This is a genomic window from Corynebacterium nasorum (assembly GCF_022347325.1).
Taxonomy (GTDB): Bacteria; Actinomycetota; Actinomycetes; order Mycobacteriales; family Mycobacteriaceae; genus Corynebacterium; species Corynebacterium kefirresidentii.
The window spans coordinates 1-14796 of the sequence record NZ_JAKRDU010000010.1; the positions used below are offsets into that span (position 1 = coordinate 1).

The 14796-nt window shown below is 56.1% G+C and carries 13 protein-coding genes; 9 read left to right on the forward strand and 4 right to left on the reverse strand.

All coding sequences use genetic code 11. The annotated features are described in order from the left end of the window. The 3 genes from MHK05_RS08525 to MHK05_RS08535 all read left to right on the forward strand — a co-directional run. Positions 1 to 2076 (forward strand): lipid II flippase MurJ (locus MHK05_RS08525; RefSeq protein WP_275436561.1); only part of this gene is annotated, 2076 nt, incomplete at its 5' end. 215 nt (positions 2077 to 2291) lie between these two features. Beyond that, positions 2292 to 2825 (forward strand): YceI family protein, encoded by a 534-nt coding sequence (locus tag MHK05_RS08530; protein WP_239206114.1) that lies wholly within the window; start codon positions 2292 to 2294, stop codon positions 2823 to 2825. 179 nt (positions 2826 to 3004) lie between these two features. Further along, entirely contained in the window at positions 3005 to 3292 is a 288-nt protein-coding gene (locus tag MHK05_RS08535) for a hypothetical protein (RefSeq protein ID WP_239206116.1), read from the forward strand. A gap of 120 nt (positions 3293 to 3412) precedes the next feature. On the opposite strand, the gene MHK05_RS08540 is transcribed toward MHK05_RS08535, so the two are convergent. Next, positions 3413 to 4048: a hypothetical protein gene (locus tag MHK05_RS08540; protein ID WP_239206118.1), complete on the reverse strand. Its 636-nt coding sequence runs from the start codon at positions 4046 to 4048 to the stop codon at positions 3413 to 3415. Positions 4049 to 4468: 420 nt separating this feature from the next. Between MHK05_RS08540 and pepN the strand changes: the two genes are divergently transcribed. The 6 genes from pepN (at position 4469) to MHK05_RS08570 (ending at position 11689) form a co-directional block, all read left to right on the forward strand. Then, positions 4469 to 6994 carry an aminopeptidase N gene (gene pepN, locus MHK05_RS08545; RefSeq protein ID WP_239206120.1) on the forward strand — a complete coding sequence of 842 codons (2526 nt, stop codon included), beginning with the start codon at positions 4469 to 4471 and terminating at the stop codon, positions 6992 to 6994. 82 nt (positions 6995 to 7076) lie between these two features. After that, positions 7077 to 7625, forward strand: a complete 549-nt coding sequence (locus MHK05_RS08550; protein ID WP_239206122.1) for an RNA polymerase sigma factor — start codon at positions 7077 to 7079, stop codon at positions 7623 to 7625. Between the two features lie 84 nt (positions 7626 to 7709). Continuing rightward, entirely contained in the window at positions 7710 to 8636 is a 927-nt protein-coding gene (trxB, locus tag MHK05_RS08555) for a thioredoxin-disulfide reductase (protein ID WP_239206124.1), read from the forward strand. A gap of 6 nt (positions 8637 to 8642) precedes the next feature. Beyond that, positions 8643 to 8966 (forward strand): thioredoxin, encoded by a 324-nt coding sequence (trxA, locus tag MHK05_RS08560; RefSeq protein WP_023020190.1) that lies wholly within the window; start codon positions 8643 to 8645, stop codon positions 8964 to 8966. Positions 8967 to 9051: 85 nt separating this feature from the next. Next, positions 9052 to 10233, forward strand: a complete 1182-nt coding sequence (locus MHK05_RS08565; RefSeq protein ID WP_023020191.1) for an N-acetylmuramoyl-L-alanine amidase — start codon at positions 9052 to 9054, stop codon at positions 10231 to 10233. 94 nt (positions 10234 to 10327) lie between these two features. Continuing rightward, on the forward strand, positions 10328 to 11689 hold the full coding sequence (locus tag MHK05_RS08570) for an MFS transporter (protein ID WP_411338959.1): 1362 nt from the start codon (positions 10328 to 10330) through the stop codon (positions 11687 to 11689). 593 nt (positions 11690 to 12282) lie between these two features. Here the strand turns inward: MHK05_RS08570 and MHK05_RS08575 are convergent. The 3 genes from MHK05_RS08575 to rsmG are packed head-to-tail and all read right to left on the reverse strand — an operon-like array spanning position 12283 to position 14788. After that, positions 12283 to 13323, reverse strand: coding sequence for a ParB/RepB/Spo0J family partition protein (locus MHK05_RS08575; RefSeq protein ID WP_239206126.1), 1041 nt, complete (start codon positions 13321 to 13323; stop codon positions 12283 to 12285). A gap of 6 nt (positions 13324 to 13329) precedes the next feature. After that, positions 13330 to 14178, reverse strand: a complete 849-nt coding sequence (locus tag MHK05_RS08580; RefSeq protein WP_023020194.1) for a ParA family protein — start codon at positions 14176 to 14178, stop codon at positions 13330 to 13332. A 10-nt stretch (positions 14179 to 14188) separates the two neighbouring features. After that, a complete protein-coding gene (gene rsmG, locus MHK05_RS08585) occupies positions 14189 to 14788 on the reverse strand; it encodes a 16S rRNA (guanine(527)-N(7))-methyltransferase RsmG (protein ID WP_034656078.1) in 600 nt (199 codons plus the stop codon). Positions 14789 to 14796: the final 8 nt, after the last annotated feature.

Below are 14796 nucleotides of genomic sequence, written 5' to 3' on the forward strand. Positions count from 1 at the left end.
CTCATCCCGTATGCCTTAGTGCTGCTGCACCTGCGCGTGTTCTATGCCCGCGAGGAAGCCTGGACGCCGACCTTCATCATCGCCGGCATCACGCTGACCAAGATCGTCCTTACGCTTTTGGCCCCGTTGATGACGTCCAACCCGGACCGCGTGGTGATTTTGCTCGGTACGGCCAATGGCTTTGGCTTCGTCTCCGGTGCGGTCATCGGTGGCTTCTTGCTCAAGCGCAAGCTCGGCAGCCTCGGCGGCAAAGCCGTCACGCAGACCGTGCTGTGGGCTTCTGGTGCCGGTCTCGTAGGCTTGGTTGTCTCCTGGGTGCTGTACTGGGGCGTGAATTACCTCCTTCCAGAGAATTTGCCCTCCATCGTCTCGCTGATCAAGGTCGCGGTGCTTGGAGTCATCTTCCTCATCGCCACCGGCCTGGTGCTCTCTAAGTCCTCCTTGCCGGAGGTCCAGAACCTGGCCCGCGCCTTGCAGCGCATCCCGGGCATGTCCCGCTTCATCAAGGTCGATTCCTCCAAGGCTATCGAGCTGGAGGAGCCCGACGTGCCGGAAATCCGGCCGGTATTCACCCAGGATGCCTTCAATGCCACCCTGGTACCGCCACCAATGTCCGCCGGTATCGTCCGCGGCCCACGCCTCGTGCCGGGCGCCCCGGTATCGGATGGTCGCTTCCGCTTGCTCCAAGATCACGGTGCGGTCACCGGTGCACAGTTCTGGCAAGCACGCGAGCAGTCCACCGGCCGCCTAGTCGCGTTGACGTTCGTCGATACCAATAGCCTGGCACCGATTGCGCCATCGACTCCGGGAGTTGCCGCCCGCCGCTCCGCCGAGATTTCGCGCAATACCCGCCGCCTTGCCGAGCTGGAGCTCGATACCGTGGCGGATAATATCCAAGTCCTGTCCTACCGCACGGGCTGCCTGGTGGTGGCGGATTGGTTCGAGGGCACCTCCCTCAAGCAGGTGGCTGAGGCCGATAACCTCGACCCCCATTCTGTGGCTCGTGCTACTGCGCCGCTATTTGCTGACGCCGCCGCTGCCCACGATGCCGGCCTCATCCTCGGAGTGGAACACCGCGACCGCTTCCGCGTTTCTACCGACGGTGTAGTCAAGGTGGCCTTCCCCGCCGTACTGGATGGCACCTCCGCCGCCACCGACCGCGAGGCCCTCAGCTCCGCCCTGGAGCTGCTCGTGGAGTCCACGGAGCCTTCGCCGAAGAAGCTGCGCGATATTTCTGAAGATGCCAACCTCTCGGCCAACGAGGCCGCCCAGCGCGTCGAGGACGCGCACTTTGCCCTCGATAGTGCTGATGAGGACAGCCGCGAGGAAAAGATGGAACAGCTGCAGGAGGCAAAAGCGCTGACCTTGGCCGGCATCGCCCAGCGCCTGCACGACTTCGCACCGGAGGAACCGGAGGAAGCACCCGAGGCCTTGCCGGTAAAGGCAGAAGAAGAACCGGCCCAAGAGGATGACCCGGCCCAAGAGCCTGGCTTCGGCGGCCGCGGTTATTCCGGTTCCGGCGTCATCGTTATCGGTATCTTCGCCACCATCTTCGTCGTAGCGATGGCTGCATTGACCACCTGGATCATGTCCTTGCTCAGCGATGTAAAGGCGTCTAATCCGGTCAGCGAAACCATCCACGGCAGCACCGAAATTCCGGATGCCCCGCCGGTGCGTCTCCAGCCTTCCTCTGCGGTTACCGTTCCTGATAACAAGGACGATGCTGCGCTTATCGACGGCAAAACGGCCACCACCTGGTCCACCGAAGAGGAGGACACCGGCGTCCTCGTCACTGTGGATTCGCCAACGCACTTCGCAGTCTTGCCGGTGGTGCAATCCAATTCGGCTGGGGCGAAATATGCCGTCTATGGCGTTAATCGTGACCGCTTCAACCCAGAAAACCCACAGGCCGGCTCTCTGTACCAACTGGCAAGAGGCAAGTTCAAAAACGGCAAGGAAGACATCGAGCTGGAGAAAACCCCCGAGCAATTCGACGGGCTGCTGCTCATGATCACCGAGCTCCCCAAGTCCAATAAGGCAACCATCGCAGACATTGGGCTCGTTGGACAGCCCTAGGAAAACTTCGGATACATGAACCCACATTGCAGTCCATGAAATGACGGCCGAACTGAAGAAAATCGCCTTCAGTTCGGCCTTAGTTTTTATTTTTCTTCAACACAAAACTTCATGAGCTGCGCCTTCTAAACTTTTTTACTTCAAGTATTGACCATTTAGGAGTAGTGCGTACACTGTGGGGTGTAACGCAAGCAACAATTTTAGGAGTATTCACTATGTCCCTCGCAGCAGGTACCTACGCACTCGATCCAGCCCACACCGTTATCGGATTCGTCGCCAAGCACGCAATGGTCACCAAGGTCCGCGGCAACTTCGCCGATTTTGAGGGCACCATTACCGTGGCCGAGAACATCACTGAGTCCAACGCTCAGGCCACCATCCGCACCGCATCCATCTCCACTGGCAACGATGACCGCGATGCCCACGTAAAGAACGAGGACTTCTTCGCGGTAGAGCAGTACCCGGAGATCACCTTCAAGGCCACCAACCTCAACGTTGATGAGAATGGCAACGGCACCGTCACCGGTGACCTCACCATCAAGGGCACCACCAAGTCCGTCGACCTCGATGTGGAAGATGTTGCTACCGCTGAGGACCCATTTGGCAATACCCGCCTGGGCTTCGAGGCAACCGCCAAGATCAACCGCAAGGAATTCGGCATTGACTTCAACGCTCCACTGAAGACCGGCGGCGTGCTGGTCTCCGAGGAGATCAAGATTGAGCTCGAGGTCTCCGCTATCAAGCAGTAGACCCGTGCCCCAGACGCACTAGAAGCATTAAGCTTCCCCAAGCCCGCAGCCACCTTCTGGCTGTGGGCTTTTCCTACGTCTTCCGATATAGCGGTACAGCCACTCCTTACCCTTGGGAAAGCATTTCAGCGTGAACATGAAGACATAAAAAGTAATTTTCATGGAAAATATGGTGCTGCGTGGAGGACGGTAAGTGCGTCACCGTTGAAATGAAGTACATGGAGGTACCAATCGCAGATACTTTCTATGGCGTTGACCTTAATCGTCACCCCGCGGAGACCGCACAGGAGAGCACTGAACGAGTCGCACAAGAGCTACAACGCCAAGGAATCCGCACCGAGACAAATAATTTCCTCATCTTATTGCCTGACCACTTAGTCGCAATCGAAGTGAACGAAGGCGTTGCTTGGTTCGATCCTGACTATTGGAGTCTCGAGGACTTTCTTGAAACGTCGTTCCTTGCCTAGTGAAAAGTAATCCTCAGTTGTCAGCGAACGAGGCGGCGGCATGGTTCAACGGAAAATAGTTAGACTGCACACCAACTGTGATGACGGTTTCAGTTTCCCACTTTGTACTGCGATATATGCCTAAGGGCGCTGTGCTCGTAAAGCGGAGACTCTGGAATTGTTCTTGATCCATGTTGCGGCATGAGGATCAATGAAACCCGCTATTTCTTGGATAGCGTTATCAACGGAGTCGAGATGTGCGACTTCACTGGCTCTATCGCGCTGTTGAACGATTGATTCGTGGTGAGAGCACCTATTTCTCATTTCATAAACAATGACTACAAGCTCTTCGAACTGCTGTCTGCTGTCAGGGGGTTTCTTCAACGCCCTCTTTACCTGAGGCCAGATGCTTGCTTGATAGTGGTTACTTAAGAGGTAACGCCAGAAGTCGAAGCTGAGTTCAGCAATGATTTTTCCCGGTAACGCCCCTCCTCCTCCAGCTCGTCTTTTCGCTTTGCGGATATTCTTCTTTGCCGCAACGTTGAAAGGTATTCGATCGTCATCAAACCATCGGTCACCGTACCTTCTGGTTAGGGCACTGTGAATGCAGTTTCGAAGAAGTACTTCAACATGCTCAATGTCAGCGAGATAGGTCTTCGTGAGGTGAGTATTCCAAAGGTATAGCGCCTCTGGTGTGGGGTGATCGGCGTACCGGCTCATCCGCGCGGATGAAAACCATTGGGATAGCGGTACGGGGGTCGATCTTGGATTACTCATTATGGAAATGCTAATCTCTATCTTGAAAGCCTCGGAACGATCCCTGCACTACGAAAGTAGGAGTAAATCGCCGAGGTTATTGATTTTCCCGGACGATTAATTTCTTGCACGTCTTTAGATCTAGTCGTGAGGCCCACCATACTGTGCACCTGAGACGGCAACTAGGTTCTTTCGCAAATCTTGCGTGCTGAGATGAGATCGCCCACCTCCGCGCGAGGTTGCGTCCTCTAGTGTGGTGTAACGCTTGCTGATGGTCACTGACATCTAGCGCCGCTTGAAGAGTATGGGACGGGCAAAACTAGTCCAACAGGTCCGCAGCGAGGTCCCAATACCCGCTGGGTATTTTGCTCCTAGAAGGCAGCGGAACTTAGGACCCCAACCCCGCACCCTACGTGACGGAGGTAACTATAGTTCGTAGTCATGACCGCACCACAAAATAAGACGCAGCACGAGTTGCTCCAAGAACGCGCAGCAGCGGTGGACCTGCGCGCCTATCACCTCCACCTTGATCTTTCGGAGGTACTCGATAGCCCCACCTACCGCGTGACTACCCGCCTCGAGCTGACCAGCAATGAGCCCGAGCTCTTCCTGGATTACCTGGGAGAATCGGTCGCTGAGCTAAAGGTCAATGGCACCCCGCAGGAGGTGGACTTTGATAGCAGCATCATCCGGCTACACGGCGTGCCGGTAGGGGAGGAGCTGACCATCGAGGTCATCAGTCACTCCCGCTATTCGCGCACCGGCCAGGGCCTGCACCGCATGCACGATCAGGCCGATAACGCGACCTACCTGTACTCACACCTCGAGCCTTCCGATGCTCGCCGCATCTTCCCCTGCCTCGAGCAGCCGGATCTCAAGGCCGTCTTCCACGTGCGCATGACCGCACCAAAGCAGTGGCAGATCCTCTCTAACCAACCAGAAGTCGAGCGCAATGAGGATGACAATCTCGCCACTGTCACCTTCGCGGCGACACCGCCGCTGTCGACCTACCTGACTTCTTTTGCGGCAGGCCCTTATCAGTATCAAGAGCGCACGTGGACCGCCCCGGATGGCAGCCACTCGGCACAGTTGCGCGCCTTTGCGCGCGCGTCCATGTTTGAGTACCTCGACGAGGAAATCTTGGACCTTACTGCCCAGGGTATGGACTTCTTCCACCAGAACTTTGGCTATCCCTACCCGTGGGGCAAGTACGATTCCATCTTTGTGCCCGAATACAACCTCGGCGCGATGGAAAACCCTGGTCTCGTCACCTTCACGGAGAACTACATTTTCCGCTCCCACGCCACCCGCGCGCAGCATGCCGGCCGCGCGAATACCATCCTGCACGAGATGTCCCACATGTGGTTCGGCGACTTGGTTACGCCACAGTGGTGGGATGACCTATGGCTCAAGGAGTCTTTCGCAGAGTTCATGGGCGCGGATTCTTCCGTGCACGGCACCGAGTACACCGAGGCCTGGTCCAACTTTGCCGGCGCCCGCAAAAATTGGGCCTACCTGCAGGATCAGCTGCCCACCACGCACCCAATTAAGGCGGAGATCCCGGACGTAGATGCCGCGCGCCAGAATTTCGACGGCATCACCTATGCCAAGGGCGCGGCGGTGCTCAAGCAACTGGTGCACTATGTCGGTCGCGATAATTTCTACGCTGGGGCGCGCGACTACTTCCAGGAGCACGCCTTTGCCGCCGCCACCTTTGATGACCTCCTGAAGGCGCTAAAAAAGCACACAGACCGCGATCTTGATGCTTGGTCGCAGGCCTGGCTGCGTACGTGGGGTCCAGATACGCTCATCCCGGAGCTGCACACCGAAGGCGAGAAGATTGCGGAGCTGGCCATCCTTGCAGAAGCCGAGGACGTCTGCCGGCCACACCGCCTGACCGCCTCGCTTTTTGATGCCGACTTACACAAGTATCGCGAGATCGACATCGATCTCCCCACAGGCGATGGCACCATCCGCACCATTATCGATGAGGCGGCCGGCCTTCCGGACCCAGCATTGCTGCTGCTTAACGACGCCGACCATACCTACGCCAAGATCCGCTTCGACGAGGCCTCCCTAGACACAGCGAGTGAGCGCCTGACCGACATCGAGGATGAATTGACCCGCGCGGTAATCTGGACCGCACTATGGAACCTCACCCGCGATGGGGAAATGTCGGCGATTGATTATGTGGGGGTCGTCGTCAAGCACGAAGCCTACGAGACCAACACGACGCTGCTGGCTACTGCCTGCGCAAATGCCAATTTTGCGATTGCCCACTATGTTTCGGAAGCCGACCGCGAGCAGGTCCGCACCGACTATGCCGAGGCGATCTGGGGCCATCTGGACGAGGCCGAACCAGCCTCGGACGCCCAGCTTGTACTCGCTCGCGCCGCCATCCGCGCACTCGCCGCAACGCCGGAGGAATCAGGCACCGCGCGCCTTAAGGCCCTGCTCTCCGGTGACATTGCCGGCCTTCGCTTGGACCCCGAAATCCGCTGGTCCATCCTGCGCGCACTCGCCGCCCGAAATGCCGTAGAACTAGACGAGTTGGAGAAAGAAAAACAGCGCGATAATACGCTGACCGGCGCTACGGAATTCCTCGGAGCCAGCCACGCTTTCCCCACGCCAGAGACCAAGCGTGCCGCGTTCGATAAGGCGCTCACGCCGGGCGCCTACTCCAATGCCGAGGTAGACGCGCTGGTCGCCGGATTCAATGCCCCGCGCTCAGCTGCACTGCAGGAGGCCTTTGCGGAGGAATTCTTCTCCCGCGTGGAAGAGATCTGGGCCGCGCACCCGTTTGAGATTGCCAACCGCCTCATCCGCGGCTTCTATCCACAGCTGCCCATGGCCGACGACGCCACCACCCGTCTGCTGCACCGTGAGCTGCCAGGAGCGCTGCGCCGCGTGCTGCTCGAGTGTCGCGATAATCTGCGGCGCACGCTTCGCGTGCGGGCTGGTCAATAGACTGTACTGTCCAGCGCTCGCGCTCTGCTTCCCCTCGGGTCACACTGTGTTTAACAGTTGTTGATCCGGGGGGAATCTACATATGACGCTGAGTCATGACCGCAGTGACGAAGAACTAGTTGATGCTTTCATTGAAGGGGATAATAAGGCCTTTTCCACCATCGTGGAACGCCACCGCACGCGGCTGACCACCGTGGCACGGCGCTACACCAAAAACGATCACGATGCCCAAGATGTGGTCCAGGAAGCCTTCTTGCGCGCCAGCTGCAACCTGCACTCCTATCGGCGCGAATCCGCGCTATCGACTTGGCTGCACCGGTTGGTGAAAAATTCTGGCTATGACTACCTCAACCATCGCTCGAATAGGGAAAATGCCTCATTAGATACGGAGGACTTCGACGACGATCGCAACCCGCTGCTCGCGCATAATCCTTCCGAAAACCTAGCGGAGCAGCTGGCGGTGCGCGAGGCCATGGAGTTACTGCGCGAGGATCAGCGCGAAGCGCTGGTGCTTACCGACGTCGCCGGGTTCCGCGTCGGAGAAGTTGCCACCGCCCAAGGGGTAAAGCCCGGCACCATTAAATCCCGCTGCGCCCGAGCGAGGGAAGTCCTACGCGCCGCCATTGGGTGAGTTTGCTAATACCGACGTTTGTCAGTGTGGCGGGTAGACTCATGGCGTTACGCGAAACCACACTCTGATTTAAGGGAGTTAGCAATGACCGTCCACGATGTTGCCATCGTAGGTTCCGGCCCTGCCGGTTATACCGCCGCGCTTTACGCGGCACGCGCCGAGCTCAACCCGATTGTCTTCGAGGGCTTCGAGTACGGCGGCGAGCTTATGAATACTACCGAGGTAGAAAATTACCCCGGCTTCCAAAAGGGCATCATGGGCCCAGAGCTCATGGAGGAAATGCGCGCCCAGGCCATCCGCTTCGGTGCAGATTTGCGCATGGAAGTCGTTGACTCGATAGAGCTAGAAGGCGATATTAAGAAGCTGCACGTGGGTGACGAGCTCTTCGAGGCCCGCGCCGTCATCCTCGCCACCGGTGCCGCCCCGCGCCACCTCGGCGTACCAGGTGAGGAAGAACTTACCGGCCGCGGCGTTTCTACCTGTGCTACGTGCGATGGCTTCTTCTTCAAGGACCACAATATTGCGGTTATCGGCGGCGGCGACTCCGCCATGGAGGAAGCAACCTTCCTCACCAAGTTCGCGGACTCCGTCACCATTGTGAACCGCTCCGAGAACTTCCGCGCCTCTAAAATCATGCTGGAGCGCGCCCAGGCCAATGAGAAGATTAAATGGGAGACTAATAAGGTCGTCGAAGAGGTCATTGAAGCCGACGGCAAAGTTGGCGGTCTCAAGCTCAAGGACGTCACCAACGGCGAGACCTCTACCTTGGACGTGACTGCCATGTTCGTAGCAATTGGCCATGATCCGCGCTCTTCCTTCCTCAATGGTCAGGTCGAGCTAAATGACAATGGCTATGTTGTAGTTGAACAACCCACCACCAAGACCTCTCAGCCTGGCGTTTTTGCCTGCGGTGATTTGGTGGATGACCACTACCAGCAGGCAATTACCGCGGCCGGCTCCGGTTGCCGCGCGGCAATTGATGCGGAACATTTCCTCGCAGAAAGCCGTTAATTCAGTATGAGCAACGTCAAGAAAGTAACCACCGATACCTTCCGCAAGGACGTCATCGAGTCCGATAAGCCCGTCGTCGTCGACTTCTGGGCCGAATGGTGCGGCCCCTGCAAGAAGCTATCCCCCATCTTGGAAGAGGTAGCAGAGGAGCTAGACGGCGAGGTCACCATCGCCAAAGTCAACGTCGATGAAGAGCGCAACCTAGGTGCCATGTTCCAGATCATGTCCATCCCTAACGTGCTGATTTTCAACCACGGCGAGAAGGTAGACGAATTTGTTGGTCTGCGTTCTAAAGATGACATCGTGGCGCAAGTGAAAAAGCAACTTTAACTGTTAATCTAATTCCTATTAGATTAAGCGTGTAGAAATTCTGAAATGCGGCCCCTAAACACGGGCTGTGAAAGGGGTAAAAGGCGTGAACCGCGTTCTTCGAGTCGGCGATACAAGCGTGCGTGTAGCTGAGGCTCGCGCCACCTTGGCCCGTCTCGGCCTCTTGTCAGATTTCAAGGGGGAACTTTCTGCGTGGAAAAAGCAGAAGTACTCCGAGAGCGACAAGAGCTTTGATGCCAATTTGTCTGAGGTCCTCAAGGCCTTCCAGCAATCGCGCGGCATCGTGCCCACGGGAGAGATCGATGATCTCACCCTGCGCGAACTGCGCCAGGCCTCGTATACGCTCGGCAGCCGTGTACTTGCCTACGAGCCCGCAAATGAGCTCGTGGGTGATGATATCTCGCAGCTCCAGCAACAGCTGCAGGAGCTGGGCTTTTACCAGCAGCGCGTAGACGGCCATTTTGGCACCAATACCTACGCGGCGCTCAAGGAATACCAACACAACTGTGGCTTGCAAGAAGATGGTGTATGCGGTCCCGCCACCATCCGCGCCCTCAGTCTGCTTGGCCGCCGTATCACCGGCGGATCCGCGCACAATATCCAAGAGCGCGAGCGCGTGCGCAACGCCGGCCCTAAACTGGCGGGCAAGCGCGTTGTGATCGATCCCGCCTTGAGCGGCGGCGACGCCGGCCAACAGGTCAAGGGACGCTTTGGTGATATTTCTGAGCAAGAGATCCTGTGGGACCTCACCCAACGCATCGAGGGACGCATGATTGCCGCCGGCATGGAGACCATCATCTCCCGTCCTCGGACCTCCGATGCGGACGTGAAGTCCCGCGCGGAGTTGGCCAACGCCTTCGATGCGGACATTGTCATCTCTTTGGCTTGTGATTCCTACCCCAATGAGAAGGCCAATGGTGTTGCCACCTTCTATTTCGGTTCCGAATCCGGCAATTCCTCGCTTATTGGTGAGACCCTATCCGGCTTTATCCAGCGTGAGATTGTCGCACGCACCGAGCTGCTGGACTGCGGCAACCACGGCCGCACCTGGGATCTGCTTCGCCTGACCCAAATGCCGGTCATCCAGATCGTGCTGGGCTACCTCACCAACCCAGAAGACATAAAGATCCTCACCAATCCGTCCCGCCGCGACGATATTGCTGAGGCCATCGTCATCGCGGTAAAGCGTATGTATCTCATGGATCAGGATACAGTGGTGACAGGTACCTATAAATTTTCTGAACTCCTTCAAGCTGAGCAGTCCTAAGTCAACGAGATCTGCCCACAAATCTTGGTTCGAAGCGAATCATTCGATTAGTATCTACTGATAATCTTCATTTCTACTATTTGAATGGATCTTCATGATGGATGCTTCGAGCCCCTCCGCGATCTCTCCCAAGGAAATGGGACGTGTAGTAGCTGCAACCACAATCGGTACGGCGATTGAATGGTACGACTATTTTCTATACGCTGCAGTAGCCGGACTCGTTTTTAACCAAGTAATGTTTTCTCCCTTAACCGGAAGTTTGGCCAGCATCGTGTCTTTCGCTTCTGTGGGCCTATCGTTTTTGTTTCGGCCCCTCGGTGCGTTTTTAGCCGGCTACTATGGAGATCGCTACGGTCGACGAATCGTCCTCATGGTCACACTTTTCTCCATGGGGGGCGCAACCACTTTAATCGGCCTCTTACCTACTTACGAAACAGTAGGTCTATGGGCTCCCATTATGCTCATTTTTCTCCGCATTATTCAAGGCGTATCCGCTGGAGGGGAGTGGGGATCAGCGGTATTGCTAGCGGTTGAACATGCTCCGAACCAGAAGCGTGGCCTTTACGGTGCCGGACCCCAAATTGGAGTTCCCATCGGTCTTCTCATGTCCTCGGGAATTTTATCCATTATGAATAGAATTGCGCCCGGAGATGCATTCTTTCAATGGGGTTGGCGCGTCCCCTTCTTACTTTCCTTCGTGTTGGTTATCGTGGGCTACTTAGTAAGAATCGGCGTCGATGAATCGCCGGTTTTCAAAGTTATAGCGGGCAACAAAAGTCATGAAGGCCCGAATCCCATTGGAGTTCTCTTCAAACAGCATCTACCTCTTGTATTTGTCGCCGCACTGGTATTTGCAGGCAACGGAGCTGTAGGTTATATGACAGCAGGAGGCTATATTCAAAATTATGCCACCAACCCAGAAGGATCCATTTCCTTTGAGCGCGGTGATGTGCTCAACGCAGTTACTTTGTCTGCCGTAACTTGGTTAATATTCACGCTATTCGCCGGCTGGGTGTCGGACTATATCGGTCGACGAAGGACTTATCTCATTGGATTTGTCGTACAGGCAATTGGAGCTGGAATACTCTTCCCACTGGTCAACTCAGCTTCACTGGGCCTTCTTTATGTCGCGCTTATCTTTCTAACTGTAGGCCTAGGACTAACTTATGGTGCCCAGTCCGCCATGTATGCTGAGCTCTACCCTGCATCCGTTCGTGCATCAGGGGTATCGATATCTTATGCCATTGGATCAATTCTCGGCGGCGCATTTGCACCTATGATCGCTGCATCTTTAGTAGATGCAACAGGCACAACAGTTGCGGTTACAATCTATCTAGTAGCTGCAAGCCTCGTAGGTTTTACTGCTATCTTGCTTCTCCAAGAAAGAAAAGGTATCCCTCTTAGCCCTGATTTTGAAACGGAACAATCTAAAAGTCCGTTTATTTTTGGTAAGTAACCTAAACAACGGTAGAACTGAGCCATCCGATTCCCATAATCTTCACTGTGACTATTTTATGGTCAATTCGTGGAGTTTCGGACAAATGATCCGAGTCGAACACGCTCTGCTTGACAGGCTGTAGCTGTCATTGAACGATTCTGAATCAGAATAGGAGAGTAACGCCAACGTCCCTCTCTGACGGCCTTTCAACCCGAGCAGATCAGAAGTGCAATTCAGGGGTGTACCAATTACTTCTTCTACTTTTCACTTTGACAAAGAGTACCGATTTCCTTGCAAGTGAATTGTAAAACTTCACAGAGAGGTATTTAACTACATAAAGCAAATTCGGCAGCAATGCAATAATTGCAAATAATTCATCATCCCAAAGTTAGCAACATTCTATTGAACGACACAAGAACCCCCTTTAGGATCCTACGTCCGTATCAAATCTAAATACCTGGAGACGTCAATCGAAAGTTCAGAAAGCCATTAGCCTGACTTTAGGAGTTAAATAATCAGTGCTGCTACTAAAGCCTGCCTTGGGATTAAAAGATCGAATATTTTAAGTGACCGCAAAATAGCATTTGTTTAAACTTTCCATCTTTCGAAAGTTATCCACCTGGCTGCATTAGTGCCATGATGCGCTCAAAATCTTCTTGATCACCAAATTCCACGACCATCTTGCCCTTGCGTTTGCCCATGGTCACGGTGACTTTGGTGTCAAAGCGGTCCGATAGGCGCTCGGCAGAATCGGTGAAGTACTGCGGCTGTGGCGCCGACTGCTTCTTTTTTGATTCGGCCGGCTTGCCATCGCGCTTATAAAGGGTGACTGCCTCCTCAGTGGCGCGGACAGACAGGCCCTCCGCGATGATGCGGTTGGCTATATATTCCATCGCCTCCGTGTCATCCAAAGATAGAAGCGCACGCGCGTGGCCGGCGGATAAGGTACCAGCGGCTACACGTTTTTGTACCTCTACCGGCAGCTTAAGCAGGCGCAGCATATTGGTCACCTGTGGGCGCGAGCGGCCAATGCGGTCCGCCAGCTCGTTCTGGGTAACGCCAAACTCTTCCAATAGCTGCTGGTAGGCGTGTGCCTCTTCCAGAGGGTTGAGCTGCACGCGATGGATGTTTTCCAGCAGGGCATCGCGCAGAAGGTTGTCATCCTTGGTATCGCGCACGATGGCTGGAATAGTAGCCAGACCCGCCTTGGAAGAAGCGCGCCAACGGCGCTCACCCATGATGAGCTCGAAGCCACCCTCCTCGGAAGGGCGAACAACGACGGGCTGCAAGAGGCCAAACTCGCGGATCGAGTGAACGAGCTCGCCCAGCTCATACTCGTCGAAGACGGTGCGTGGCTGCTTCGGATTAGGGATGATATCCCCAATGGAAATCTCACGGTAGGTCGCACCGATGGGAGCCGGGGTGGCCTGACGCTTCTTCGAAGATTGTGAGCCAGAACCCTGTTGAATGGTGGGCGCGCCCTTTACACGCTTGCCGTCGCCGCCCTTGCGGCCAGGCTGCGGGGTGGCATTTCCCAAGATGATATCCGCCGCGGAATCTCCCAGCCGCGGCTTGCGGGTAGGGGCATCAGGGCCGGATGGGATGAGTGCGGCGAGACCCTTGCCGAGTCCACCTTGCTTCTGTTCTGCCATGAGTTCCTATCCTTCCAATTCCGCGTAAATCTCTGGGCTCACGCCAATCGCCCCGGTGGTCGGGTGCGGGCGATAATCGCCGCGCCGGTTAAGCTCGCGCGCCGCCGCAAGATAGGCGCGGGCACCGGTGGACGAAGGAGCGTAATCAATAACCGTAGTACCGTATCCCGGCGCCTCCGAAACGCGCACGGAGCGCGGGATAACATTGCCCAACACCACGGCACCAAATTGCTCGCGAACGTTATCTGCCACATCTTCTGCCAAGCGCGTGCGGGCGTCATACATGGTCAACAGCACGGCAGAGATATGCAGATCCTCGTTGAGGTGTTCACGGATCATGGAAATATTTCCCAGCAACTGGCCCACACCCTCGAGGGCGTAGTACTCGCATTGAATCGGGATGATGACCTCTTCCGCGCACGTCATCGCATTGATGGTAAGCAAACCTAGCGATGGCGGGCAGTCAATGAAAACGTATTCGAAGCCATGCTCCTCGAGGAAGCCGTTATGCAGGGCGTCATAAAGCCGAAATTCGCGGCGTACCAAGGACACCATTTCGATCTCCGCGCCAGCCAAATCAATGGTGGCGGGGATGCAGAAAAGGTTCTCGTTGTGCGAAGAAGGCTGCATAGCCTTCTCGGCACTGCAGTCCCCGAGGAGCACCTCATAGCTGGAATCGGTGCCGGAATTATGTTCCGCACCCATGGCCGTGGAAGCATTTCCCTGCGGGTCAAGATCGATCACCAGCACTTTCTTGCCCTCTGCGGCAAGCGCTGCGGCCAAGTTGGCGGCGGAGGTGGTTTTGCCTACGCCGCCTTTCTGGTTAGCAATGGTGATAAGGCGCGGATTAGTCATGCCGTCTACTTTAGTTCACGCGCGGGACACGAATGATCGTGGTTCCCTCGATGGTTCTGACCTCGGCCTTTCCACCGCCGGCCTTCTTGATGTCAGCGGCATCGCGTTCTAGTTCCTCATGTACCGAAGAGCCCTTCAGTGCGATCATCTCGCCCCCCTTGCGCACTAGCGGCAGCGACCACTTCGCAAGCTTACCCAAGGGCGCGACGGCGCGCGAGGTCACCACATCGGCCCCCGCCACGGCTTTTTTAATCGGGCCTTCCTCAGCGCGGCCACGCAGGACCGTCACATTGTCGAGCCCTAGTTCTTCTACCACCTCGTTGAGGTAGTTATAGCGCTTCAACAGCGGCTCAATCAGGGTTATCCGCAGGTCTGGGCGCGCAATGGCCAGCGGAATGCCAGGCAGTCCGGCACCCGAGCCTACATCGATGACCGTGGTGCCCTCGGGGATTGCCTGCTTGACGACGGCGCAGTTAATAATGTGCCTGTCCCACAAACGCGGCACCTCCCGTGGGCCTATAAAACCACGAGTGGACCCGTCTGTAGCGAGCGAATCATGGTAAGCCTGCGCGAGGGGCAAGCGGGAGCCGAATACTACTGACGGGTCCATCTTGGACA

Coding starts and splice junctions, on each gene's coding strand:
- MHK05_RS08530 (WP_239206114.1), top strand. CDS start 2,292: ATGTCCCTCGCAGCAGGTACCTACGCACTCGATCCAGCCCACACCGTT.
- MHK05_RS08540 (WP_239206118.1), bottom strand. CDS start 4,048: ATGAGTAATCCAAGATCGACCCCCGTACCGCTATCCCAATGGTTTTCA.
- pepN (WP_239206120.1), top strand. CDS start 4,469: ATGACCGCACCACAAAATAAGACGCAGCACGAGTTGCTCCAAGAACGC.
- MHK05_RS08550 (WP_239206122.1), top strand. CDS start 7,077: ATGACGCTGAGTCATGACCGCAGTGACGAAGAACTAGTTGATGCTTTC.
- trxB (WP_239206124.1), top strand. CDS start 7,710: ATGACCGTCCACGATGTTGCCATCGTAGGTTCCGGCCCTGCCGGTTAT.
- trxA (WP_023020190.1), top strand. CDS start 8,643: ATGAGCAACGTCAAGAAAGTAACCACCGATACCTTCCGCAAGGACGTC.
- MHK05_RS08570 (WP_411338959.1), top strand. CDS start 10,328: ATGATGGATGCTTCGAGCCCCTCCGCGATCTCTCCCAAGGAAATGGGA.
- MHK05_RS08575 (WP_239206126.1), bottom strand. CDS start 13,323: ATGGCAGAACAGAAGCAAGGTGGACTCGGCAAGGGTCTCGCCGCACTC.
- MHK05_RS08580 (WP_023020194.1), bottom strand. CDS start 14,178: ATGACTAATCCGCGCCTTATCACCATTGCTAACCAGAAAGGCGGCGTA.
- rsmG (WP_034656078.1), bottom strand. CDS start 14,788: ATGGACCCGTCAGTAGTATTCGGCTCCCGCTTGCCCCTCGCGCAGGCT.